Origin of the sequence: Rufibacter immobilis, from assembly GCF_003721565.1 — a bacterium.
Taxonomy (GTDB): Bacteria; Bacteroidota; Bacteroidia; order Cytophagales; family Hymenobacteraceae; genus Nibribacter; species Nibribacter immobilis.
Map to the genome: position 1 here is coordinate 1,382,195 of NZ_RJJE01000017.1, position 24,524 is coordinate 1,406,718.

Genomic DNA, 24,524 nt, shown 5'->3' on the forward strand with positions numbered 1-24,524 from the left:
CTGAATTGCCTACACACCAATCCAACCTGCTCCTTTACACTAAGACCAACAAACAAAAATCCTATACCATATCCTTTCCCAACACAGGCAACTACTACAAATGATGCAAATTAAAATTTAACCATCTTTACTTTTAGAAAAATCTATTTGCTGCTACACCGCCACAGCATCTTCAAAACCACGCTATAGGCATTGATTTTTAGAAAAACACCAAAACAACAATACATAATCTCCTAAAGAACAGATGTTTAACAAATAAAACACACGATTAACTTACCAAAAAAGCAGCAAACAGATGTATCTCTTCCTTCCTTTCAAAAGTGTTCTGAGCAGAAATATAGGATAAAGTGATATTAAGTTGTTTGAAGAATGAAATTTATAACTTAATACAATAAGTTATATTTGCATTAAACATTACAGCACCAAACCAAAGAAGCTTACATGGGAAATATTTACATTTCAAGCTTTAACCCTGAAGACTCCCTTACAAGGGAAGATCTTTTAATTAATTTGTTGGAAGTGCTCCATTCTGACAGGTATGAGCGAGGCGAAGGCGTGGAAGAGGTTTTGTCTATCACGGACCAGTACCGGAAGCTGCTGACGGACCGGCTTTCCCCTGAGGACACCGAAGGATACCAGTGCATTCTCTGGAACCTTGATTCGCTCCACCAGGAGGCCAACAACATGCTGCACAATCCCAACCATGATTTGTTTCTTTACCTGAAGGCTTACCATACCCTGAGAGACAATTTGCAGAACATGTTCCCCTCGTGCCAAATGATAGCCATGTAGCAGCCACCCGGTTGTGCCTAATTTCTTGGCGCTGCTAACAGGTACAATTTCCCGCACACCCATTCGCTTTTTAAAGTCGCTCTAGGCTCCCCTTAGAAGCGGCTTTTTTATGTAGCCTTGTTTCCTCCTGGCTGGTGATCTGTACTCTTTGCCTGCCCACTCCTATCTTTGTTCTTTCATGGCTTTCCTAATGCAGCATCTCTCGTATAGGTATATAGAGCAAGACCCACTGTAGGCTTTTCGCCTCTATTAGGCAGCCCCTGACATAAGAAAAGAACAACATGACCATATTTGACCTCATTGGCAACACCCCGTTGGTGGAGCTCAGGAACATTCCCCCTACCCCCAAGGTGAAAATCTACGCCAAATTGGAGGGCCAGAACCCAGCCGGAAGCGTGAAAGACCGCCCTGCTTACCACATGATCAAGAGCGCCTTGGAACGGGGCGACATCAAAGTGGGCGACCGCTTGGTGGAGGCCACCAGCGGGAACACCGGCATTGCCCTGGCCATGGCGGCGCAGGCGCTGGGGCTGAAGATCACCCTCATTATGCCCGACAACTCTACCGCTGAGCGGGTCAAAGCCATGGAGGCCTACGGCGCTGACCTCATTCTTACCCCTGCGGCCAAAACCATAGAGTACTCCCGGGAACTGGCCGATGAGATGGCGGCCAACCAAGGCTACTACCTGCTTAACCAGTTTTCCAACCCTGACAACTATCTGGCGCACTACAACAGCACCGGTCCCGAGATCTGGAAAGACACCCAAGGTAAGATTACGCACTTTGTCTCAGCCATGGGCACAACGGGCACTATTATGGGCGTTTCCAGGTACCTGAAGGAACAAAACGCCAGGGTGCAGATTGTGGGCACCCAACCCACGCAAGGCTCCAATATACCGGGCATCCGGCGTTGGTCGCCGGAGTTCCTGCCGAAGATATACGAACCGGAGCGTGTAGACCGCATCATGGACGTGAGCGATCTGGAGGCCACCGCCATGACCCGCCGACTAGCCTTGGAGGAAGGAATTTTAGCTGGCATGAGCTCCGGGGGCGCCTTACACGCCAGCCTTCGGTTAGCCCAAGAGTTGGAGGAAGGAGTCATCGTGTTTATCGCCTGTGACCGCGGAGACCGTTATTTGAGCACCAATCTCTTCGGCAAGGACAATCAGGTTTAATGACCCATTTCTGTTTTAGCCCTTTTTTCAGAAAAAGAGCCCCTAAACACCCTGTCCACAAATCCTCACTCTTTTGATTAAGCGCTACATGCCAAACGAACTTCCTACACTTCTTCAGGCTACGTTTCCACAACTGGAGCCAACCTTGCTGCTGGAAATTGCGCGGGAGGGAAAGGTAAAACAGCTGGAACCCGGACAAGAAGTTCTCCGGACTGGCCAGTACTTGCCATCCAATATTTTGGTATTGAACGGGCTGGTGAAAGTGTACCGTCAGGATGAAGAGGGAAATGAATTTCTGCTGTACTACCTGGAGGGCGGCAACGCCTGCGCCCTTTCCCTCATGTGCACCGCCAGAAATGAACAAAGCCAGGTCATGGCCAAAGCCGTCACGGCGTCTGAGTTATTGCTGATTCCGGCGCAGGTTTCTGAGCAGTGGCTGGCCAGGTACCGTAGCTGGCACAACTTCGTGATTGCATCTTACCGGGAACGGTTCGATGAGCTGCTGCAAACTTTTGACAGCATTGTGTTCAAAGGCTTAGACGAGCGGCTGGTCTTCTACCTGAAACGCCACCTGAAAGCAGTGGGCCCGCAGGTGCGCCTCTCCCACCAACAGATCGCCGAAGAACTGAACAGCTCCCGCGAGGTCATCTCCAGGCTATTGAAAAAGCTGGAACAGAAGGGCGCCGTGCTCCTTCACCGCAACTCCATTGAGATCTTGGACCTGGAAGACCTTTAACTTCAGCATTTCTTTTAGTGCCTACGGGATTAAATTTTGCTCTAACCTTAATGTTTATTTACGTGACAAAAGTCACTGAACCCCCTCTGCCTTCTCCCTACTTTTGCTTTGCACTTAGCCCAAACGGTTAAAGGCTAACGCTGAATCTACGGTTCATCTATGTAAATCGTGAAGAAGCAATACTTTTTATGAATAATAAAAGCTGATCACCCTGTGGAGAAATATACTTCTTCATTTTAATCTGAGACTATGTTAGAAATACTTCGCCAGCCTTGGCCCTGGTATGTTTCTGGGGCTGTCATTGCCCTGGTCATGATTTTGCTCCTGTTCTTCGGGAAATCGTTTGGGTTTTCGTCTAATTTCAGGACCATCTGCGCCGCCTGTGGGGCCGGCAAACACGTTCCGCTTTTTGACTTTAACTGGAAAACTCAGATCTGGAACCTCTTGTTTCTGGTGGGCGCTGTTCTGGGCGGCGCTATATCCTCTACGGTTATCGCTTCTGACCAAGCGGTGCAAATCTCACAAGCCACTATTCAGGATTTACAGGCACTTGGCTTTGCTCCGCCGCAAGGGCTGCAGCCCGATGAGTTATTTGGTTTAGAAACGATCTTCCACCTCAAGAATATTTGGATCATGCTGGGCGGGGGCTTCCTCATCGGGTTCGGGACGAGATATGCCGGGGGCTGCACATCGGGGCACGCTATCAGCGGCTTGTCTGACCTGCAGTGGCCTTCGCTGGTGGCGGTCATTGGGTTCTTTGTAGGTGGTCTTATCATGACGCACCTGCTCTTCCCGCTTATTTTTTAAGGTATCAATTTTCAGCAGCTAAAACTGTAATCTATGCAAGGAATCAAATATATCTTAATCGGGATCCTCTTCGGGATAGTGATGAGCAAGTCTGAGGCGATCTCATGGTACCGCATCCAGGAGATGTTCCGGTTCCAGTCGTTCCACATGTATGGCATTATTGGCACCGCGGTGATGCTGGGCACTTTGGCGGTTTGGCTGATCAAGAAGTACAGGGTACGTGATTCTCAAGGCAATCTTATTAGCTTTCCTCCCAAAGAGAAGTCGGTGCCCCGCTATTTGCTGGGAGGAATCATTTTTGGTTTGGGCTGGGCTTTGGTGGGCGCGTGCCCCGGCCCTTTGTTTGTGAACCTGGGGGCTGGGTACTGGTCAATTTTGTTGGCTATTGCGGGGGCTTTGGCAGGCACTTATGTGTACGGTTTGCTGAGGAACAAGCTTCCCCATTAAGTATTCCGCGGCGTTTGCGTTTAGGGGCTGTTTTTGGAAAAACAGCCCCTAAACGCAAACGCCGCTAAACCAGCTCCTATATCTATTCAGCCTTTACTTAATCACCATGAACAAAAGCACTTTTTCCTTCCGGTCTATCCCGGGCTGGGCCTACACAGTAGCGTTGGTGGGAGTATTGTATTTAACCGGCCTTCATACTGAAGTTATTGGTCAGGTTCAGCGTCTTTTATTGGCAACAGGACTCAAAGAGGCGGAAGTGTCTGCCCCAGTCACTGCTGTTTCCTCAGACTCCGAGTCAGCGGCTTCCACTTCGTTTAAAAGAGCGGGCACTGGTTTTGAGATGGTGCGGCTAGACGGCACCCCGGTCAATTTTGAGAGCCTGCACGGGAAAGTGATATTCCTCAATGTATGGGCCACCTGGTGCCCGCCCTGCGTAGCGGAGATGCCCAATATTCAGAGCCTGTACGAAAAGGTAGGTTCAGAGAAGATTGCCTTTGTCATGCTCTCCGTAGATGAAGGCGGTCTGGCCAAGGTGCAGAAATATATTCAGAAGAAAGGCTATACCTTCCCGGTCTACTTACTTGCCAGCGCTATGCCGCAGGAGTTTGAAAGCGCTTCCATCCCCACCACCTTTATTATTTCCCCGGCCGGTAAAATTATGCACACGCAGGTTGGTTTAGCCCAATATGATACAGAGGAAGTGCGCAACTACCTTCTGAACTTAGCAAAATAGCCCTTTGTCCTTAAAGAGTGTAAATTTCCAATCGTATCCTTTAGCCTGTATCTTAAGCTATCAAACAACAAGCCCCGAGATTATTTGCTCTCGGGGCTTGTTGTTTGATAAGACTTATCCACCCTATCATTCCTGCCAATACCTGGAACTAAAGTGGGCTAGACAAATTAGTTATCGGTGCGGAAAGGGGAAGCCGGCAAGCCTTCTTTGTTGTATAAATTGGCCCCGTCTGGGTTATCGGCCCATGCGTAACGCACAAACTTGGGGGCAGTAACCTCATCGCTCCAGACCACCACTTTATCGCCCTCAATGCGGGCATTAGCCCAGACAAACTTCTTGTCGGCCCCGGCAATGGCAAACTGAGTGAGCTCCTCGCCATCTATGGAGACAAGCCCGCTCCCTACGTGGGCAAAGCTCAAGACGATCTTGTTTCCCTCAATCTTTGAGGATTGGTAAAGCGGACCAGAAGAAACAATTTTCTTATCGGCGTACACTAATTTCTGGGCAGCCAGCGCCAAGCGTTCCCCCACGTCTTTCTTGTTGTCTGGGTGAATGTCGTTCCACTCGCCTAGTTCTATGGTCACGGCCATGGCTGTGTTGGGCACCGCCAAAGTCTGCAGCGCCGCCTCCCGCATCAATGCCCAGTTGCTCTCAGACGGAAGGTAATTCACCTCCATAAAATTGGGAAGCTGTACATAGAGGAAAGGCAAATTGCCCTGCTGCCATTTGTTGCGCCAGTCAGCGATCAAGGCGGGCAACAGCTTTTTGTATTCAGTGGGGTTTCCGGCATTGCTTTCCCCTTGGTACCACAAAATTCCTTTAAGGGTGTAATCAGTAGCAGGAGCCACCATGGCGTTGTACAGGGCGGTAGGTTGGTTCTGGACATTGATTCCTCCTCCGGTTCCGGTACCTGGGCGGTAAACCTCCCCCACCTTATACTGCCACGTTCCTTTCAGGTCTAGGGTCTGCCCGTTCGCTTCCAGGTAATAAGGTTTGTCTGGGATAAAGCCCCCTTTGCCCCCATGGTTGATTACCCGCACCACAAAGAGGTTCTTACCAGGTTTGAGGGTGCCAGCCGGTAATGTGTATCTTCTCTGAGGGTATTGATACGTAGTGTTTCCCACCTGTTTTCCATTCACATATAAGGCATCTGCATCCACAATCCGGCCCAGAAAAGCCTTGGCCGGCATGCCCGCCATAGAGGCGGGTACCTCTATTTCTTTACGGTACCATACCACGCCGTTCAGGTCTTTTATGCCTTGGTCTTCCCAGTAGCCCGGAATATTGATGTTGCGCCATCCTTTGGGAGTGTAAGAAGGGGCAAACCATTTCACTGGTCCCGTAAGCCCTTTATCCTGCTCCACCTTTAGCCGGTTAGCGGCGGCAGCGGCCATCGCCTGGCGCTGGATAGGGTTTACATAACTGGTATCTCGGTTTTTATTGATGGTAGCCAGAATAGCCGGGAACTCCTTTAAGCCTTCCTCACTGGTCCAGGCTTCTATGGGCGTGCCTCCTACACTAGCGTTAATCAACCCAATGGGAATCTGATAACGCTCATAAAGTTTACGGGCGAAGAAATAGGCCACCGCCGAGAAATTATTGACATCCTGTGGATTGGCAGATTTCCAGGCGGATGGCGGCAGGTCCTGCGCAGGTCCTGCCAGATTGGTGGCAGTAGGTATCCAGAAATGACGAATCTGTGGGTAGTTCGCCGTGGCAATATCTTGGGCATACGTGATGTTGTGCAAAGACATCTGGTGCACCATATTGGATTGACCGGAGCACAAGAAAACATCACCTACTAAGACATCATTGACTTTGAGCTGATTGCTTGCCTTGATGTCTATGGTGTAGGGTCCTCCGGCCGGTAAGGGCGACAAGACCACTTTCCATTTCCCGTCGGCACCAGTAATGGCTTTGTAGCTTTTACCCTTGAAGCTTACAGTGACTTTCTCGCCGGGGGAAGCCCAACCCCAGATGTTAGTTTTGGCGTTGCGCTGCAATACCATTCCGTCACTGACGAGCTGGGGCAACCTCACCTGACTGAACGATTCCAGTTGGAACAAACACAGCAACACAAAGGCTAAACGCCTGATGCTTTCAGGTTGAATGATTCTCCTTGACATATTTTAGTTTATGGTGTACTTCAGAAACTCTACTCTAATATTACTATATTACTAACTCATGCTATCGGTTGCAAGCGCTATACTAGATACATCACCTACTTCTGTTTTAAAAAGTGTAATCAAAAATTATTTTTATTGAAACCGATTGCAATTATCACAAAAATATCATATTTTCAATTAATAAAACATAAAATATAGTTAATAAGCTTTCTTTCAGCGGCATTAAAAGGGTTGTAGGCAAGGAAGCTTCCATGAGCAAAACTGATAAAAGCATTGCCAATAGTTGCCGGTGAAAGGTGCTGAGTAGGCAGTGGTTAAGAGAACCAAGGAATACCCCCAATCACGAGTATTAGTTGATTATCCTTTTCAAATATTTTTTAACCATTAAAGCCAAAAAGATGAAAGCAAAAATTACGCTCTTAGCCCTTCTTCTTACCATCTTTTGCCAAGGACTACAAGCACAGATCCCCCTTGTGTATACCGTTGAGAATACCGGCGCCGGCTACACTCCACCTCCCCTGCCCTCCTTTGACCAACTACCTGCCATAGAACCCTTAACCGACCCTTTCATGTGGTCAGACGGGAGCGGACGCTCCACCAATTTCAAAGATTGGGCACGAAGGCGCAATGAAATAAGGGCAGAAATTGAACATTACGAAATAGGTAAAAAACCCACGCGACCTGAAACCATTACCGCTTCCTTCGCGCCCAGCACCAATGGCGGGGTTCTTACAGTGAACGTTACGGTAAATGGTCAGACCCTTACCTTAACATCACAGATTTCCCTGCCTGCGGGTAGTGGCCCTTTCCCCGCGGTTATTGGGATGAACAGCCCCACCGGCAGCCTCCCCTCTGATATCTTCACCAACCGGAACGTTGCCCGTATCACCTACAATCACAACCAGGTCACCACCTACTACGGGGCCTCCTTGTCAGATCCGTACTACCGCCTGTACCCCGATCAAAACCTTAGCAATGCCGGACAATACAGCGCCTGGGCCTGGGGCGTAAGCCGCCTCATAGATGGTTTGGAACTAGTTCAATCTACTTTGCCCATTGACTTGAAGCACCTGGCAGTAACCGGTTGCTCCTACGCAGGTAAAATGGCACTCTTCTCCGGAGCCCTAGATGAAAGGATTGCGCTTACCATTGCGCAGGAATCCGGTGGAGGTGGTGCTCCAGCCTGGAGAGTGTCAGAAACTTTAGGCAGCGTGGAAAAGTTAGGTGCCACTGACTACAACTGGTTTAAGGATGATATGCGCCAGTTTGCCGGCAGCAACGTTTCCAAACTGCCGCATGATCACCATGAATTAATGGCCATGATAGCTCCCAGAGCATTATTGGTGACGGGTAATACAGATTTTGAATGGTTAGCGAATCCCTCAGCGTATGTATCTGCCAGAGCCACCCACGAAGTGTATAAAACCTTAGGCATAGGAGACAGATTTGGTTTCTTTATAGATGGGGGGCACGGTCACTGTGCTATTCCTACGGGCCAACGCCCCGCTATTGAAGCCTTCGTTGAGAAGTTCCTCTTAGGTAATACCAGTGCCAATACCAATGTAATGGTACACCCTTACGCAGGAATTGATCACGAGCGCTGGTATAAGTGGTGGGGTACCGGAAAACCTGTTTTACCCGCAGAACCCCTTGGCAGGAGAATTTGGTTGGAAGCTGAATGCGCCACAGTAGGTTCAGACTGGAATACAGTAACGGACACAAATGCTGCCAATGGAAGCTACGTTACCGTTAAACCTGGTCTTAATAGTACCGCTGCGGCACCTTCCGGCGCAGGCGCTACCGTTGTATTCCCTTTTACAATTGACAGCGCAGCCACCTATAATTTTGTAGCCAGACTTAATGCACCCACCGCCAATGATGACAGTTACTGGATTAAAATAGACAATGGCCCTTTTGTAACCGTAAATGGACTTGCCACCTCTGGCTGGCAATGGGTAAGAGTATCTAGTGCCAATCTTAGTCCCGGGCAACACACCATTACCATTGCCTACCGCGAAGACGGAGCCCATTTAGATAAACTCTTGGTCACTACCTCCGGGGCTACAATCACAGGACTAGGATCACCGAGTATCAATTGCGGCCAAGCCCCTGCCATTACTCCTGGTCAGACATTTAAAGTTAGTGAATCAGCTGCCAACAATACGTCTATTGGCCATGTGCTGGCAACAGATCCTGATACGGCTACAGTGCTTCAACAATGGCAGATCACAGGTGGTACAGGGGCTTCCATATTTGCCATTGATGCCACTACCGGCCAATTAACTGTGGCAGACAATTCTTCGTTAGATTTTGAGTCCTCCACACGATCTTATACACTCAACGTAACCGTTACAGACGGATATTTCACAAGTGCCGCGAAAACTGTTACCATCAATCTGACCAACGCAAATGACAATGCTCCTGTTGTTTCCTCTGGCGTGAGCTTCTCGTTTAATGATGCCACCTGCAATGAATTGGGCGGCATCACTGCATCTGACGCCGACGACACCAATGAGCCAGGCTTCACCACTTTCCAGAACTGGCAAATTGTGGGAGGAACCGGAGCCGGTAAATTCACCATTGATTCTCAAACGGGCGTAGTTTCAATTGGTACATTGTCACATAGAGACCTAAACCAAAGTAGCTACACTTTATCTGTGGTAGTGAGTGACGGCCTTCATACAAGCAGCCCCCAAACAGTAATGGTCACACTTCCTGCCAAAGTCACGATCTGCCACAAAGGCCAGTTGATCACTATTTCTAAACTAGCCCTTGTTTCTCATTTACAACATGGTGATTGTGTTGGAGCCTGTGGAGATGGCTCAACAAATACACAGCGCCTTGCAGTTGCATCTGCACAAGCACTGCAGGATGATGCTGTACTAATATTCCCAAATCCTGCCATTGAAAACATCAATATTATGCTTGGGGCAAATAGCAGAAATATCCAAAAGATTCAGCTACTTGATCTTACCGGAAGGGTGGTTACAGAGACATTGGTGGGAGAGGCATCCATTGCCTCCATTCCTAGAAAAAATCTGCGCGCTGGTACTTACTTAATCCGTTTGCAAGGCGACACTGTTACTACTCAAAAAATAATAATTCAATAATTACCTCATTAGTCAAACAAAAAGGCGCGGATTAAGCGCCTTTTTGTTTGACTAATGAATTTAAATCTGAATAAATAAAAGTACAAAAAACAGCCCACTGCTTACCCAGAATACTAGAACGCTTAAGTCTGCATTGAGGCAAGAAGCCCTTTGGGTAATAGCTTTAGCCAAAGCGGAGGGCTATGCCATTATTCCTTCAACATCTTCAGGTCCAGCCCCAAATTTTTTGACTTCCAACTACGGCTGGAAGTCATTTGCTTTTAAGTCAATGATAAGTGACTGAAGAAAGTAGCGTTGGTTCTTGAGATGGAAGCTATTATTCTTGATACATTTACATTACGTGATGTCATACGGTGCTTTGTAATGTAATCAGGAAAACTGTTCCTTGCCATGAAGCTTACTCTCTACGCAATATTCTCTTTTTTCCTCTTGATTTCTATTCATGTCCAACACTGCCAACAACACCTTGATTGCTCCTGCCTAACCAGTTAGTCCATTGCAAAACAATAAACTCACCCACGTGAAAGTTTTTTTAAAATTCCGCTTTACACTTACTGCACTGTTAAGTATAGCAGTCATGGCCTGCTCTAAGATAAACCAGAACAAGAGTTCCTCCTCTTCTTCCCTTACGCAGTGGGTAGATCCTTATATAGGCACCAGCTTTCATGGGCATGTGTTCATGGGGGCCAATGTTCCCTTTGGAGCGGTGCAACTTGGGCCCACCAATATGTCACATGGTTGGGACTGGTGCTCTGGCTATCATTACTCAGATTCTACCATTGTGGGATTTGCCCACACCCATCTCAGCGGCACTGGCATTGGCGATTTAGGTGATATCCTGGTGATGCCTACCGTTGGAGAAGTGACCTTAGTACGTGGCAGTCTTAGCATCCCCAACAGCGGCTACTACTCTTTGTTCTCCCATGAAGAGGAACAAGCCAAACCAGGTTACTATGCTGTAAAGCTCAAGCGCTATAACATTAAGGCAGAACTGACAGCTACAGAACGGGTAGGTCTGCACCAATACACCTTTCCGCAGTCAGACCAGGCAAGTATTCTCTTTGACCTGAAAGAAGGAATTGGCTGGGATAACCCTACAGAAACCTATATAAAGCAAATCAATGACACTACGCTGGCGGGCTATCGTTTTTCAAATGGCTGGGCCAACGATCAGCGGGTATATTTCACCGCTGTCTTCTCTAAACCCATTGAAAAGTTTGAAAGCTTTCAGGTGTATGACACTGCCGCCACATCTCCAACGCCCGCCGGAAAAGGCACCCGCATTAAAGGCATCGCACGTTTTAAAACCAAGTCAGGCGAAAAAGTATTACTTAAAGTAGGGATCTCCCCGGTTAGTTCTGAAAATGCGCTGGCCAACATCCAGGCCGAAGTGCCGCACTGGAATTTTAACCAAATAGTACGCGAAGCAGACGACAACTGGAACAAGGAGTTGCAGAAGATCCGGATAGAAACTACTGACAAGGCCCAAGCCCGTACTTTTTATACCGCCTTATACCATACTATGATGGCTCCTTCTATCTTCAATGACCACAACGGAGACTACCGAGGAACAGATAAGAAAGTATATCCTAAAGCCAACTTCACCAACCTCACCACTTTTTCCCTCTGGGACACCTATCGGGCGGCGCACCCCTTGTATACAATCTTACAGGTAAACCGAGTGAATGACATGGTCAATTCTATGTTGGCCATTTACCAGCAACAGGGCAAACTGCCCGTCTGGCATTTGATGGGCAATGAAACGAACACGATGGTGGGTTACAGTGGCGTACCGGTAGTGGCAGATGCTATCATGAAAGGCTTTGACGGCTTTGACAAAAAACTAGCCTATGAAGCCATGAAAGCCACTGCCTTGGGCAATGAGTTTGGTCTAAGAAAAGTAAAGGAACTTGGTTTTATTCCCGCCGATGATGAAGTGGAGAGTGTAGCCAAAGGTTTAGAATATGCCATTAGTGATTGGTGCATTGCCTTGGTGGCAAAAAAACTGGGCAAGGAAGAAGACTACCAGTACTTCAGCACGCGTGGAAAGAACTATCAAAACTATTTTGATAAACAAACCCGCTTCATGCGCGGGAGAATTTCTCAGGACAGTTGGCGCACCCCCTTTGATCCCTTCAAATCTGAACACAGGAAAGACGACTATGCCGAAGGAAATTCTTGGCAGTACACCTGGCTGGTGCCCCAAGATGTGGAAGGCTTGGTAAATTTGATGGGTGGCCCTAAACCATTCGCCCTTAAGCTAGACTCACTGTTCAAGATCCAGGGAGATATGGGCGAAGGCGCTTCTAATGATATTACAGGCCTGATTGGTCAATATGCCCATGGAAATGAGCCCAGCCACCACATTACCTATCTGTACCTTTACGTTGGCCAACCTTGGAAGACTGCCGAGCATGTACGCTTCATTATGCAACATATGTACACAGACAAGCCAGATGGTATTATTGGCAACGAAGATGTGGGGCAAATGTCATCTTGGTACATTCTCTCAACGTTGGGATTTTATCCTGTTAATCCTGCCAATGGAGCCTATGTCTTTGGAAGTCCGGCGGTAAAACAAGCCGTCCTTCAATTACCCAACGGAAAAAAGCTGAAAATATCAGCCCCATTGAGTAGCCAGGAAAACATCTACATTCAAAGTGTCACCCTCAATGGCAAACCATATACTAAGACTTATATTCTGCACAAAGACTTGATGCAAGGCGGCACCTTATTTTTTGAAATGGGCAACAAACCCAGCGCTTCCTGGGGAGTTTCCAAGGAAGACTGGGCTACTTCAACGCCTGCTTATTAGCTTCTATCTACAAGAGAAGACCCACATTTAAATCGGGGTCTTTAACTTCAATTAAGCTGCTGTTTTTGAAGTATATCTTCTAGTTACTAGAGTTAAGCCCATTTCTTTTTGCCCCAATTTCCTATAGAAGAAAAACAATTTCCATTTTGCCACTTCAAACTGCTCTGAGATGTTGACAAAGTAATTGCTTTTCCTCATTCAAGTTGCCTCCTCACTAGATAGCTCATCTAGTAGCTGCCGAATTTTCCTAACTTGTTCTACATCTGCAATCATTTGTTCGAACTCAGACAAAGGACTATTGCCAGACATAGGCGGATAGTCTTTCTGGAAGACCATTTCTCCCTGCACCCGCCGGCGTACAGAGGCATGTACTTCATTCACTCCTGTACTCTGTATAATCTCCTTTACATTTTCAGGGGTAACCCCACCACCCGGCATAATTTTCATTTTTTCACCAGCCTGTACTTGTAGTTCTTTTAATAGAGACACTCCTTGCAGAGCGGTTTCCTGTTGACCCGAAGTGAGCAGCCGATCAATGTTGAGCTGTAGTAGTTGGTCCAGAGCTTCTAATGGGTTTCTAGCAAGATCGAATGCCCTATGAAAAGTCACACGTAAAGAGCCTGCCGCATTTATCAGCTCTTCTGTCTGGGCTATGTCTATATCCCCGTGTTTTGTTAGAAGGCCAATCACCACGCCATCGGCCCCTACCTTTTGGCAAACTTGAATATCACGCTTCATGATTTCCATTTCTTCTTTGGAGTAAAGAAAATCACCTCTGCGCGGTCTGATCAATACATGAATTGGAATAGAAATCTTTTCCCTTACTAAACTAATCATGCCGGCGCTGGGCGTGGTGCCGCCACATGCCAGATAATCACAGAGCTCTATTCGTTGAGCCCCGCCTTGTTCAGCAGCCACCGCAGAGGCCACTGAATCCACGCAAATTTCCAGAGAATATCTTGGTTTAGAACTTGCTTTTCCCATCTATCAACTTTTTGCCAGCAGCATCATGAATAGCATAATTAAAGCCTTTATGGATGCAATAACCTCCGTACTCGCCTCTCTTGTTGAGCGCAATAAACCCTACCTGCAGATCTTTCACATCTTTGTGCTTGGCAATGATGCGCTCCACCGCCAACCGGCAGGCATTTTCTGGCGAATTTCCCTGACGCATTAATTCTACCACTAAATGACTGCCCACCATCCTTACCACAGCTTCACCTAAGCCAGTAGCTGTGGCGGCACCTACTTCATTGTCCACGAACAAGCCAGCCCCTATGATTGGTGAATCTCCTACCCGACCGTGCATTTTGTAAGCCGCCCCACTGGTGGTACAGGCGCCCGCCAGGTCACCGTTGGCGTCTAAAGCCAACATGCCTATGGTATCATGGTTTTCAATATTGATAACCGGTTTATATTTAGATTCTTTCAGCCAGTTCTTCCAGTCTTTTTCAGACTCTGGGGTAAGCAAATGCTCTTTTTTGAATCCTTTTGAAATGGCAAAATCGTAGGCGCCCTGCCCCACCAGCATGACGTGCGGGGTTTCTTCCATTACTTTACGGGCCACCGAAATGGGGTGCTTAATGTGCTGCAGAAAAGCCACCGCTCCGCAGTTGCTGTCCTTGTCCATGATACACGCATCTAGGGTTACTTTTCCTTCACGGTCTGGGTAGCCACCGTAGCCAACGGTACGCACGTTAGGGTCAGCTTCTGGTACTCTCACTCCCGCTTCCACGGCATCTAAGGCATTGCCGTTTTTAGAAAGAATTTTCCAGGCGGCTTCATTGGCAGGAATACCATGGTCCCAGGTAGAGATCACAATTGGTTTAGTGGCCGCGGCAGTACTCAATGAACCACCAAAAACTCTCTCTAAATGAAATCCTCCGCCCAAAAAAGTAGCCCCTAGGGCTGATAACTTGATAAAGTTACGTCTGCTGCTCATGTGCTGTCTTGCAGTTAGTTTTTATTGTCTATTCTGTGAAAATGATTTATGCCCACCTCCTTACTATTTACATTGAATCTCCTCCTAAATAGAATCTTACTCATCCGTTTAGGGGCTGTTTTTAAAAAATAAACCCTAAAACAAGCGACCCAGCTTTGGCTATGAAGCCTTTAAGAGGTGGGGGCGTTCAGCGTGAAGCTTCAAGATAAGCTCGCCAAACAAGGTATTCGCCCAGGCAAACCACTTTCTGGTGAAATTTTCCGGATTATCTTTATGGAAGGTTTCATGCATGAATCCGGTACCTGCGTGTGTAGTTTTAAGGGTTTGCAGGCACTCTTTTATTTCAGCATCTGACTGGCTGGTCATGGCCTGCATAATGATACTCATAGGCCAGATCATCCCAGGGCCTACGTGCGGACCACCAATGCCTTTCCCGGCTTTGCCCTCGAAGAACCACGGGTTATCTTTACTCAAGACAAACGAACGAGTATTCTGATACACAGGGTCCTGCAGGGAACAAGCACCCAGGTACGGCATGGCCAGCAAGCTGGGAATGTTGGCATCATCCATAAAAAGTTTATTACCAAAGCCATCTACTTCAAAAGGGAAAACTTTTCCATACCTGAGGTGATCAGCTATGGCATATTGTTGTAAGGCTTTCTCTACTTCAGTAGCCAGCGCTGTACATTCTGCAGCAAAGGCGGCGTCTTTGGCAATATTCTGGCTCATCTCGGCCAATTGCCGCAAAGACACCACCGCGAAATAGTTGGAGGGCACCAGAAATAGGTAAATTGTAGAGTCGTCTGAAGGGCGAAACGTGGAGCAGATTAGGCCCACCGGGTTGATAGGATTGCCGTACCCAGCACCAGATACCGTGTCAGTTTGTCTGGGTGTAGTGCGCTGAAAGGTGTAAGGGCCCTTGCCCTCTTTGCGCTGCTGTTCTTTAAAAGTTCTTACCACCAATCCCATGGCTTTCTGCCAGTCTGCGTCAAAGCAGCTAATGTCACCGGTAGTTTTCCAGTAATGGTACGCCAAACGAATAGGATAACAAAGGGAATCTATTTCCCATTTACGCTCATGCAATTCAGGCCTCATGGTGGTTAGGTCTGAGGCCCACTCGCTCCCTTTAGGCCCATTGTTGAAGGCATTGGCATAGGGATCTATCAAGATGCATTGCACTTGCCGGTTGATGACACCCGCCACCAACTTCTGCAACTTCTTCTCTTCTTTAGTAAATGGCAGATACGGCCACACCTGCGCCGTAGAGTCTCGGAGCCACATGGCTTCAATGTCACCAGTAATGACAAACGTGTCCGGTTTGCCATTGACCTCACGGTAGGAGACAGTTGTATCTAAGGTATTGGGAAAACAGTTCTCAAAAAGCCAGGCAAGCTCTTGGTCACCAATGGCCTTCTTCACATCGGCCAGCTTTTTTTCAATGACTTTGCTGGAGAAATGCCGCTGGTTTATTGGAGGCCGTTTGCTGGTGAACGCCTCATAGTTAGCTAAGGCATTGAAAGGAAGCCCCATGGCGGCAACGCCCAAGGCAGCAAAACTGCTTTTTTTAACAAACTCTCTTCGCGTGGTCATACTTTATGAATATAAAGCATATTAAAAAGAAGTACCTGTTTTGAGAAAAAGTTTATCAAATATTTCCAATAAATGCTTTCTCTATGCTTGGCCTGTATCTTAGAGGAGTATCTATTACTCTCAATTTATTATAAAATTAATTGAGCATAACTCTATGAAGATCAGATTCTTCAAGCACATCATTTTTATCATACCGCATGGCATTAATTAATTACCCGCCTCTAGGCAGATGTCTCATTGTAAATTGAGTGCTGAAATTCAATTATGTGCTGATGATAGGCAAATAAAAAAGCCACCTACAAGTTTTACCTCGTAAGTGGCTGATTATGAAGTGGGCCCACTTGGAATCGAACCAAGCACCTACTGATTATGAGTCAGTTGCTCTAACCGAATGAGCTATAGGCCCGTCCAAACCTTTGTTCTTTGATTTGGTGGTGCAATTCTACAAATTTGTGTTTGAAATCGCAAAACAAAGCACTCATTTATCGTGGACTTTTCTTCTATCAAAAATATCATCTTCGATTTAGGCGGAGTGATCATCAACATTGACTACGCCAAAAGCACCGATGCACTTAGAGCCTTCACCGCTTCTGAAACGCAGGTAGACTTCAGCCAAAAGGCTCAGTCAGAACTGTTTGACCTCTATGAACGCGGCGATATCTCAGATGCGGAGTTCCGGGAAGGGCTAAGAAAAGAGTATGGCATCAATGCCACAGACGCCCAGATTGACCAAGCCTGGAACACCATGCTGCTGGACATCCCGGCCGAACGGATTGAGTTGCTGCGGGCTCTCAAAAAGCATTACCGCCTGTATTTACTGAGCAACACCAACGCCATTCATATGGTGGCTTTCAATAAGATTGTGTCAGACAGCTACGGGATCCCTAGTTTAGATGAGCTTTTTGACAAGCCGTATTACTCCCACCTGGTGAGAAAACGCAAGCCGGGCGCCGAAGTCTTTGAACACATTCTAGCCGAAAATAGACTGAAGGCCGAAGAAACCTTGTTTATTGATGACAGCATCCAACACATTGTAGGTGCCCAGCAAGTAGGTCTGCAAACCATCCACCTCGCTCCCCCCCTCACCATTAACCAAGTGCTGAAGGAGGCCTTGCCGGAGCATGGCGCGTAAAATTGCCCTACACCTCTTCCTATTTGTGCTCACGCTGGTTACCACCACCCTGGCAGGGGCCGAATGGCGCTACGGGAAAATGTATCTATATGGCCCCGAAGGCTTCACCTGGCAGCTCACCATCTCCTTACCTGAGGTAGTGGGTGGCCTGGCCTTTTCCCTGGCATTCCTGGGGTTCTTGAGTGTGCACGAATTTGGGCATTACCTTACGGCCCGTTTCTATAAAGTACGGGTGACCTTGCCCTATTACATCCCGGTTTGGCTGGGGGTCACATTTGGCATAGGTACCATGGGGGCCTTCATTAAAATCAAAGACCGCATTTTCTCCCGCAAAGAATTCTTTGACATAGGAATTGCCGGACCCTTGGCCGGATTTGTGGTGGCCGTGGGCTTGTTGGTGTATGGCTTCACGCACCTGCCCCCGCTGGAGTACTTGTACCAGATACATCGCCACTACCGCCTCTGGGGCGAAAGTTACGCGCTGTACGCCTACGGCAGGCCCGATGACCTGGCTTTGGGGCCCAACCTTCTGTTCTGGTTTTTCGAGCGTTGGCTCGCGGACCCGGCCCTGCTGCCCAGCCGATACGAGATGACGCATTACCCTTTTCTGTTTGCGGGCTTCCTGTCCTTGTTCTTCACGGCCCTTAACCTGCTGCCCATTGGCCAGTTAGACGGCGGGCACATTCTGTACGGCATGGTGGGCTACGAACGGTTCAACAAATGGTCACCGGTGCTGTTTACGGTCTTTATTTTTTATGCCGGTTTGGGCCTTCTCCCACTGGAGGTGAACTGGGAAGAGGACTGGTGGCTTTGGGCAGGATACGGGATGTATCTCTTCATTGTGTTCCGGCCGATGTTTCCAGAGATACGTAGAGGTATCCTAGTAGCGGCCGGAGTCCTGTGCGCGCAGATAACGTTACAACTCATTTGGCCCGAGGCACAGGGCTACAACGGCTGGCTTATCTTCGGGCTTGTTCTCTCCAGGGCTCTGGGTATTTTCCATCCGCCCAGCCCCAATGAAGCCCCTCTGGGCAGAGGGCGCAAAATATTGGGTTACGTGGCCCTGCTAGTGTTCCTCCTCAGCTTCAGCCCTGCCCCTTTCGTGATTGACTAAACCTTTGCGTTTAGGGGCTCTTTTTTCGAAAAACGGTCTAAACCACAAACAATAATATAGTCTTTGGTTCGATTTCAAGTGGGCCCAACAGAAAACCAGCCAATTAAAAGTATCAGATCACATTGATTAGCTAATGCTTGCTTATCAGTTCGAAGCAGTAGGTCTTTGGTTGGAATCCAGACGGGATCACTTAAAAAAGACTTTTTGCCTTTTCACCAACTGAGGCTGTAGAACTTATAGAAAACGAGGATTCCGTTTAGGGGCTGTTTTTGGAAAAACAGCCCCTAAACGGAATCCTCGTTTCAGGCGCAGTTGTTAAGAACTAAGCCTCGTTATAGGCCAACATTCCGCCTAAGACATTGCGCACGTTGGTAAAGCCTTGCTGCTGCATGATGGCCTGGGCCGTGGCCGACCGTTTTCCGGAGCGGCAGTGTACCAGAATCTCCTGGTCTTTGTATTCCTCCAGCTCATGCAGGCGCTCGGGCAAAGAACCCAGCGGAATCAGTTTACTACCGGCAATGCTCTGCTCCTCATGTTCCCAAGGCTCACGTACATCCAGCAGGATGGGCGTTTCATTATTGGCCAAACGTTGTTTCAATTCAGCGGCGGTGATATCAGAAGTAATCATTTTAGAAGGATTAATTTTGCGGTCCTAAGTTGGTCACCTTTTCGGGCTTTTACAAGATAAATTCCTGCGGGCAGCGAAGCCTGTACCTGTAGCGCCTGGGTAGGCGGCACTTTTCCCCACACCTGCAGCGACTGCCCCTGCGGCGAATACAGTTCTACCTGGTCATAGCCCTGCTGCAAGTAAAAAGAACCCGATGTAGTTGGATTAGGGTATAAAAGCGGCTTCGCCTGCGTCAGACTTTCCTCCTCAACGGCGGTCAGCGTACCGGCCATCACGGGTCTAATCAGGACTGCCCCTCCCAGATCCGGCACCGCCTGCCATGCCGCCGTACCATTCATGGCGAACAGCTTTCCATTGGCATTCTCATTCAAATCAAACCCTACGTTCACGAAGGTTCCGCCCGTAGGCTGCCTATATCCCACAAAAAACCTGCCCTGCACTTCCACCTGCCGCTCCAGAACGATGTCTAGCCAATTGTTCAGCCCAACTGTCTGCGGTACCGTGAACCGCTGCTCATGTAACGGCTGACGGGCCGGCTGACCGTTGTCATCTGCCCAAAGGCGAAGGAAAAGCTCTGTACCGGGGGTATTGGTGCCCGTAAAGTAAATCCGGACGGTCTTGATTCTATCTGGTTTACTTAACTCAAACTGGTAGGCTAACTGCACCGCGTTGCTGGAAGGGAAGCTAAAACCGGTCTCGGCGGAGCCATCGTCATAGGCATAGAAATCCTGCAATGAGGTCTCTCGGCGAAGGGTATCGTTGTAGCGGGTGTAGAAATTGGGCTCTCTTGTGTTCAGGAACAAAACTGTTTCTAAAACATGCGGCTGCGTATGGCGGCTCAGAAACGGAACTGATGGCGACCCCGCCACCGGCTGGCTGGCTCCGGCACTTACTGGTGCACTGCCCCGCAGAAAAGTATCAACGGCGGCGGTGGTTAGGTTCCTACTGTAGGCCCTCCAACTAATGGCCGCCGGTAAATTGCTCAGGTTATTGAAAGACGCACCCACTTCTGATCTCACCTCATTGCCAGGGTTCTCCAGGAACTGCCAAATGGGCATGGCCGTGTACCGGCGCAGCAAAGAGGGCAAACGTTGGGTAAAAGCGGCATCTGTGGTCTGCAGTTGCCCCAAACGGCGATTCCGGTCCAGGTACACGTAATCCAGGTGCCACACGTCCCGCAGACCGTTTCTGGAGCCGCTACTCACCCACCTGAACTGAAAACCGTCATAGAAATAGCGGCTTTCCTTCAGGGCCACCATCACCGGCGCGAAATTGGTACTGCGTCCGGCTCCTTTCTGCGACCACACCGGCGACCAGGTTCCGCTGGCATCTCTGAACTCCAGCTGCAAGTAATAGAGCATGCTCCCAGAGAAATCAGGCGCGTCTACCAAACCACCGGCTTGCCAGTAAAAACTTAAGTACAGGGAGTCTTCAGGCTGAAAGGAACTTAAGGCGATGGCCTTTGAGGTGAGCGTATCTGTGGGACCAGTGGTATTGGCGCTGCCGTAGGGCTGACCGTTAGCCTGAAGGCCATCAAAAGTAGCCGCAAAGATGGTGGGCGGGTTTGCCGCCAACCGATTGGTGACGTTGACGTTTCCGCCGGGAAGCCATCGGCGGGAATCTGGCCCGCCTTCGCCACTGGCAAAATCATCAAAAAAAGGAAGGACTAAGGTTTCGCCGTCTAAGGGCTGTGGGGTAAGATCAGACCGGCCCGGCCCCTTTCCTCCAGCTACATGGGGCGGGGCACTGTTCAGGGGTGTCAATAGCTGCCCCTGGGCCGACCATCCCCCCAAGAAAATCAACAGAAAGATGGTCAGCCACTGGTGCATAAGGTATTATTGTACGGGAGCTACCGGCTGAGGCCCGGCCACCCAAAGGTCAATCAATTCTCCGGTTCTGATCATGGCCCCCTCACCGGCTATGGGGCGCTGCTTTAATACGGTTCCGTCTGCTTCCCCGTTGGGGGCTGCCATGTAAATAACGCTGCCAACCTGCAAACCTTGCCCGGTGACTACCATGGTGGCCTCATCAATGGGCATTCCCACCAGCTCCGGCACCTCTAACTCAGTATTACCCAAACCGTTTCCTACCTCCAGATCAATGCGGGAACCTTTGGCTACCGGGTCACCGGGTTTAATGTCTTTGCCGTTGTGCAGCTGCCGTAGTACCGCGTTGAGCGCCAGGTCTGGCACGTATTTGATCTCCCCCAGGTTCAAGTCATAGCTTTTCAAAATCATCTCGGCGTTTTTCACTGAACCGTCAATGAGTTTGGGCATTTTAATGAGCGGCGGGTTCTTCATGTTGATGCTCACGTAAATCTTGCGGCCCTGCTTTACTTTCTCACCCGCTTTAGGCTCTTGCGTGATCACGGAGAAAGGAGCTTTGCCCTGCTCATAGGTTGAATCACTCACGTAGTAGCGCAAGTCTTTATCTGCCAGAAAATCTTCCAGCTCCTCTACGCTCATTCCCGCCAGGTTAGGCACCGAGATAGTTTCGCCGTGGTTGGTGGTGCTGGGCAGGTACACAAAGAAAAACAGGAACATCAGCAGCAGCACAATGGCCACCATAATGGCCAGGTGCTTGAACACGTCCCCCAGGGACTGGGCTTTCAGGAAAGAGCTCATTTAACTAAGAGATAACTTTTTTGGTGCGCTCCATGCCAAACTGCAGGATGCGGTCAATGAAATCATAGGGTTTGTAGCCGTTGATGGCGGTCTGGTGGAAGATACACGTGGCCGGCGTCATGCCCGGCAGCGAGTTCACTTCTATGATGATGGTCTCCACCTTTCCGTCCTGGTGCACGCGCACGAAGGCATCTATGCGGGCATATCCTTCAATGCGCAGAATCTCGGCTACCCGCTTTAAGTCCTGTTTCACCTGGTCTGAGATGCGCTGGCGCTCAGCTGGGTCTTTGGCGTAGCGGGCGGGCGTAATGTTCTGCCCTTCACCTGCCAAAAACTTTTCCTCCAGACTCAGCACTTCTCCTTCGGCCAACGCTTCTGAGGCTTCAAATATTTCATACTGGGTGCGGCCGTCAGGGCCGTAGCCCGTGAGCAACCCTCCGGTAATCTCCAGGAAATGCTTCGCGCCTTCGGCTGAGATCAGGTTTTCTATCAGGAAATATCCCTTCAGCGGCACTTCTTCCTTGAAACTCAGCTTAAGCACGCGCGCCGGGGTTTCCGGTATCTCTATGGAATTCCGGAAAATCAGCTCCGCGAAAGCCTCCAGTTCCTCCCGGGTCTTAATCTTCTTCACCGCCGAAGAACAGCCGTCATCGGCAGGTTTGGCAATGAACGGATACCCGAAACGCTCTTCAATCTGCGCAAAGAATGCCGCTTGGTTCTCCTGCCAGTCTTTCTTGAAGGCCAGCATGTGGTCGGCCACCGGAATCCCGTTCTGGCGCAGGATCTTGTTGGTCTCAAACTTGTTGATGGTCACCTGCGAGCTCTGAATACCAGACCCGTTGTACGGAATCTGGAATTTCTCCAGCTCGGTCTGCAGCACGCCATCTTCGCCGGGTCTGCCATGCAGGGCAATGAACACCGCATCCACTAAACTGCGCAGCTGCTCATACGTCAGGCACTGTGGCTTCTGCAAGGAATTACCGGCGTACAGGCTGGTAATGCCCTTGGCTTCTTCCTTAATCTGCGCCAGCACGGGGTGCGTAGGCACGCCCGCTTCCGAGGCCTCAATCTTCTCCTTGATGTCATCGGCATTGTCCTTCAACATGATGTTGATAGGAATCTGGTAGAGCTGGTGCGTCTCGTCGTTGCCGGTCAGGAAGATGGGAATGGGTTCGTATTTGGTAGACGAGGAAAGTTTCTCGTAGATGTTGCGGCCGCTTTCCACGGAGATATGGCGCTCAGACGAGTAACCGCCCATGATCACGCCCACCCGCAGTTTATCGTGGCGGTGCGCGCGCTCATCGGCCATGGCCGTTTCCAGTTTTCTCAGCAACCCTATTAAATAGGATGTGTTCTTTCCAGATTTCACCCGCTCGGCCAGAGACGTTCTAATGATATAGGTCAGGAACTGCGACGGATTCAAGCCAATTTCGGCGGCCTGGTGGAAGAAGAACGACGAAGGCAGCATGCCGCTGGTGGTGTTGGGGTCGTTCAGGAAAATCTGTCCGTCCTGAGTAATGAAACCGTCCAGACGGGCGTACACGTTGAAGCCCAGACTGGTGTAGAGACGTTCGCACTCCTGCCGGATCTGCTGAATCTGCTCCGTAGGCAGGTCAATGGGCGTAATTTTGCGGCTCAGGCCGGGCAGGTATTTAGAACGGTAGTCAAAAACCTCTCCCCCTTTTCTGATTTCTGTGGGCGGCAGCGCAATGGGTTGCCCCTGCTGGTCCTGCACCACAATGCAGGAGAACTCGCGCCCGTTGATGAAGGCCTCAATGAGCACCTGCGTCTCGCTCTCCACGTTGGTGAGGGTGAGCGTTTCGGGGCCGTTTTCCGTAAAAGTGGCCGAAAGTAGCGCCAGCAGTTCCTCGGGCGCATAAATCAGTTTCCCGTCCTGGGTTTGTACCGGCAAGCCGATGCCCTCCCTAATGTCGGTGAGGGTTTTGATGAAGTTCAGTTGCTGCGCCGCGCTTTTCCCGTTCCACTCGCTTTTCTGGATGGTGAGCGAGAACAGGCTGCGCGCCACGGCTTCCTCAAACAGCTGTACATTCTTCTCTTTGATGATAGACACGCCAATGGAAGAGCCCTGGTGCGGCGCCTTGAGCACGAGCGGCAAGCCCAAATCAGCCACCAAACCCTCTAACAAAGCGGCCTTGTCCTTGGTAGCGTGCCAGTCCTGTAAGTTCAGGATGCGGTAATCTGGCGTGGCGAAACCGTGCTGCTGCAATAACGCTTTCTGCGCGATCTTGTCAATCCCGATGGCCGAAGGCAAAATACCCGAGCCGGAATACGGAATGCCGTACCACTCCAGCAAGCCCTGGATGCTGCCGTCTTCGCCGTACGGCCCGTGCAGGGTCAGGAACGCGAAATCAAACAGCTGCTTGAACTGGTGCGGGTAAATGCGTTTGCCCACTTTGGCGGCAATCTGGTCCAGTTCCTCCTCGGTCAGTTTGCCAAGGGACTCCAGGTACATCTGCAGGCCGTGCTCCGTGGTGGGCAGCACGTCTACCGGCGGATAAAAATCGCGGATGGTTCCTTTGTAGATGTAGTGCCAGTCTAGCAGGATAAAATTCCCCAGGCTGTCGGCAAAAACAGGTACGGCCTCAAACAGAGACTTATCTAAATTATCGAAGACGGTGCGGCCGCCGGCGAAAGAGATTTCGCGCTCCCGGGACGGCCCCCCAAAGATGATTCCAATTTTCATTAGGGCAAAGATACAGATTTTGGTCTTTCGTTTCTATGGGTTGGGTTTT

The 24,524-nt window shown here is 49.5% G+C and carries 18 protein-coding genes and 1 tRNA gene; 10 read left to right on the top strand and 9 right to left on the bottom strand.

Going from position 1 to position 24,524, the window contains the following annotated elements:
* Positions 1-441 precede the first annotated feature (441 nt).
* The 6 genes from EFA69_RS18785 (at position 442) to EFA69_RS18810 (ending at position 4,690) form a co-directional block, all read left to right on the top strand.
* A complete protein-coding gene (locus EFA69_RS18785; RefSeq protein WP_148041417.1) occupies positions 442-792 on the top strand; it encodes a hypothetical protein in 351 nt (116 codons plus the stop codon).
* A 281-nt stretch (positions 793-1,073) separates the two neighbouring features.
* Positions 1,074-1,967 (top strand): cysteine synthase CysM, encoded by an 894-nt coding sequence (cysM, locus tag EFA69_RS18790; RefSeq protein WP_123134593.1) that lies wholly within the window; start codon positions 1,074-1,076, stop codon positions 1,965-1,967.
* An 88-nt stretch (positions 1,968-2,055) separates the two neighbouring features.
* Entirely contained in the window at positions 2,056-2,703 is a 648-nt protein-coding gene (locus EFA69_RS18795; protein WP_123134594.1) for a Crp/Fnr family transcriptional regulator, read from the top strand.
* Between the two features lie 249 nt (positions 2,704-2,952).
* On the top strand, positions 2,953-3,510 hold the full coding sequence (locus EFA69_RS18800) for a YeeE/YedE family protein (protein ID WP_123134595.1): 558 nt from the start codon (positions 2,953-2,955) through the stop codon (positions 3,508-3,510).
* Between the two features lie 33 nt (positions 3,511-3,543).
* On the top strand, positions 3,544-3,957 hold the full coding sequence (locus EFA69_RS18805; protein ID WP_123134596.1) for a YeeE/YedE family protein: 414 nt from the start codon (positions 3,544-3,546) through the stop codon (positions 3,955-3,957).
* 106 nt (positions 3,958-4,063) lie between these two features.
* Positions 4,064-4,690 carry a TlpA disulfide reductase family protein gene (locus EFA69_RS18810; RefSeq protein WP_123134597.1) on the top strand — a complete coding sequence of 209 codons (627 nt, stop codon included), beginning with the start codon at positions 4,064-4,066 and terminating at the stop codon, positions 4,688-4,690.
* Between the two features lie 167 nt (positions 4,691-4,857).
* Here the strand turns inward: EFA69_RS18810 and EFA69_RS18815 are convergent, their stop codons facing one another.
* Positions 4,858-6,816: a sialate O-acetylesterase gene (locus EFA69_RS18815; RefSeq protein ID WP_123134598.1), complete on the bottom strand. Its 1,959-nt coding sequence runs from the start codon at positions 6,814-6,816 to the stop codon at positions 4,858-4,860.
* 353 nt (positions 6,817-7,169) lie between these two features.
* Here EFA69_RS18815 and EFA69_RS18820 point away from each other — a divergent pair, with 353 nt between their 5' ends.
* Positions 7,170-9,926, top strand: coding sequence for a glucuronyl esterase domain-containing protein (locus EFA69_RS18820; RefSeq protein WP_123134599.1), 2,757 nt, complete (start codon positions 7,170-7,172; stop codon positions 9,924-9,926).
* Positions 9,927-10,446: 520 nt separating this feature from the next.
* A complete protein-coding gene (locus EFA69_RS18825) occupies positions 10,447-12,741 on the top strand; it encodes a GH92 family glycosyl hydrolase (RefSeq protein WP_245964634.1) in 2,295 nt (764 codons plus the stop codon).
* Between the two features lie 198 nt (positions 12,742-12,939).
* Here the strand turns inward: EFA69_RS18825 and EFA69_RS18830 are convergent, their stop codons facing one another.
* The 4 genes from EFA69_RS18830 to EFA69_RS18845 form a co-directional block, all read right to left on the bottom strand.
* On the bottom strand, positions 12,940-13,725 hold the full coding sequence (locus tag EFA69_RS18830) for a copper homeostasis protein CutC (protein WP_123134601.1): 786 nt from the start codon (positions 13,723-13,725) through the stop codon (positions 12,940-12,942).
* Positions 13,706-14,683, bottom strand: coding sequence for an isoaspartyl peptidase/L-asparaginase family protein (locus tag EFA69_RS18835; RefSeq protein WP_123134602.1), 978 nt, complete (start codon positions 14,681-14,683; stop codon positions 13,706-13,708). The genes EFA69_RS18830 and EFA69_RS18835 overlap by 20 nt, the downstream gene beginning before the upstream one ends.
* Before the next feature lie 159 nt (positions 14,684-14,842).
* Positions 14,843-16,273: a glycoside hydrolase family 125 protein gene (locus EFA69_RS18840; protein ID WP_123134603.1), complete on the bottom strand. Its 1,431-nt coding sequence runs from the start codon at positions 16,271-16,273 to the stop codon at positions 14,843-14,845.
* A gap of 332 nt (positions 16,274-16,605) precedes the next feature.
* Positions 16,606-16,679, bottom strand: a tRNA-Ile gene (locus EFA69_RS18845).
* Between the two features lie 81 nt (positions 16,680-16,760).
* Here EFA69_RS18845 and EFA69_RS18850 point away from each other — a divergent pair.
* Positions 16,761-17,405 carry an HAD family hydrolase gene (locus tag EFA69_RS18850; protein WP_123134604.1) on the top strand — a complete coding sequence of 215 codons (645 nt, stop codon included), beginning with the start codon at positions 16,761-16,763 and terminating at the stop codon, positions 17,403-17,405.
* Entirely contained in the window at positions 17,395-18,519 is a 1,125-nt protein-coding gene (locus EFA69_RS18855; protein ID WP_245964635.1) for a site-2 protease family protein, read from the top strand. The genes EFA69_RS18850 and EFA69_RS18855 overlap by 11 nt, the downstream gene beginning before the upstream one ends.
* A gap of 322 nt (positions 18,520-18,841) precedes the next feature.
* On the opposite strand, the gene EFA69_RS18860 is transcribed toward EFA69_RS18855, so the two are convergent.
* Genes EFA69_RS18860 through EFA69_RS18875 form a run of 4 tightly spaced genes read right to left on the bottom strand, consistent with a single transcriptional unit; the run spans position 18,842 to position 24,475 of the window.
* Complete coding sequence (locus EFA69_RS18860; RefSeq protein WP_123134605.1) at positions 18,842-19,147, bottom strand: rhodanese-like domain-containing protein; 306 nt, start codon at positions 19,145-19,147, stop codon at positions 18,842-18,844.
* Complete coding sequence (locus tag EFA69_RS18865; RefSeq protein ID WP_123134606.1) at positions 19,144-20,976, bottom strand: T9SS type A sorting domain-containing protein; 1,833 nt, start codon at positions 20,974-20,976, stop codon at positions 19,144-19,146. Before EFA69_RS18865 ends, EFA69_RS18860 begins: the two co-directional genes overlap by 4 nt.
* Positions 20,977-20,982: 6 nt before the next feature.
* Positions 20,983-21,771 carry a PASTA domain-containing protein gene (locus EFA69_RS18870; protein WP_123134607.1) on the bottom strand — a complete coding sequence of 263 codons (789 nt, stop codon included), beginning with the start codon at positions 21,769-21,771 and terminating at the stop codon, positions 20,983-20,985.
* A 4-nt stretch (positions 21,772-21,775) separates the two neighbouring features.
* Positions 21,776-24,475 carry a D-alanine--D-alanine ligase family protein gene (locus tag EFA69_RS18875; RefSeq protein WP_123134608.1) on the bottom strand — a complete coding sequence of 900 codons (2,700 nt, stop codon included), beginning with the start codon at positions 24,473-24,475 and terminating at the stop codon, positions 21,776-21,778.
* Positions 24,476-24,524: the final 49 nt, after the last annotated feature.

What these genes read in the sequence shown, in the direction of transcription:
- EFA69_RS18785 (WP_148041417.1), top strand. Translation starts at nt 442, where the DNA reads ATGGGAAATATTTACATTTCAAGCTTTAACCCTGAAGACTCCCTTACA.
- cysM (WP_123134593.1), top strand. Translation starts at nt 1,074, where the DNA reads ATGACCATATTTGACCTCATTGGCAACACCCCGTTGGTGGAGCTCAGG.
- EFA69_RS18795 (WP_123134594.1), top strand. Translation starts at nt 2,056, where the DNA reads ATGCCAAACGAACTTCCTACACTTCTTCAGGCTACGTTTCCACAACTG.
- EFA69_RS18800 (WP_123134595.1), top strand. Translation starts at nt 2,953, where the DNA reads ATGTTAGAAATACTTCGCCAGCCTTGGCCCTGGTATGTTTCTGGGGCT.
- EFA69_RS18805 (WP_123134596.1), top strand. Translation starts at nt 3,544, where the DNA reads ATGCAAGGAATCAAATATATCTTAATCGGGATCCTCTTCGGGATAGTG.
- EFA69_RS18810 (WP_123134597.1), top strand. Translation starts at nt 4,064, where the DNA reads ATGAACAAAAGCACTTTTTCCTTCCGGTCTATCCCGGGCTGGGCCTAC.
- EFA69_RS18815 (WP_123134598.1), bottom strand. Translation starts at nt 6,816, where the DNA reads ATGTCAAGGAGAATCATTCAACCTGAAAGCATCAGGCGTTTAGCCTTT.
- EFA69_RS18830 (WP_123134601.1), bottom strand. Translation starts at nt 13,725, where the DNA reads ATGGGAAAAGCAAGTTCTAAACCAAGATATTCTCTGGAAATTTGCGTG.
- EFA69_RS18835 (WP_123134602.1), bottom strand. Translation starts at nt 14,683, where the DNA reads ATGAGCAGCAGACGTAACTTTATCAAGTTATCAGCCCTAGGGGCTACT.
- EFA69_RS18840 (WP_123134603.1), bottom strand. Translation starts at nt 16,273, where the DNA reads ATGACCACGCGAAGAGAGTTTGTTAAAAAAAGCAGTTTTGCTGCCTTG.
- EFA69_RS18855 (WP_245964635.1), top strand. Translation starts at nt 17,395, where the DNA reads ATGGCGCGTAAAATTGCCCTACACCTCTTCCTATTTGTGCTCACGCTG.
- EFA69_RS18860 (WP_123134605.1), bottom strand. Translation starts at nt 19,147, where the DNA reads ATGATTACTTCTGATATCACCGCCGCTGAATTGAAACAACGTTTGGCC.
- EFA69_RS18865 (WP_123134606.1), bottom strand. Translation starts at nt 20,976, where the DNA reads ATGCACCAGTGGCTGACCATCTTTCTGTTGATTTTCTTGGGGGGATGG.
- EFA69_RS18870 (WP_123134607.1), bottom strand. Translation starts at nt 21,771, where the DNA reads ATGAGCTCTTTCCTGAAAGCCCAGTCCCTGGGGGACGTGTTCAAGCAC.
- EFA69_RS18875 (WP_123134608.1), bottom strand. Translation starts at nt 24,475, where the DNA reads ATGAAAATTGGAATCATCTTTGGGGGGCCGTCCCGGGAGCGCGAAATC.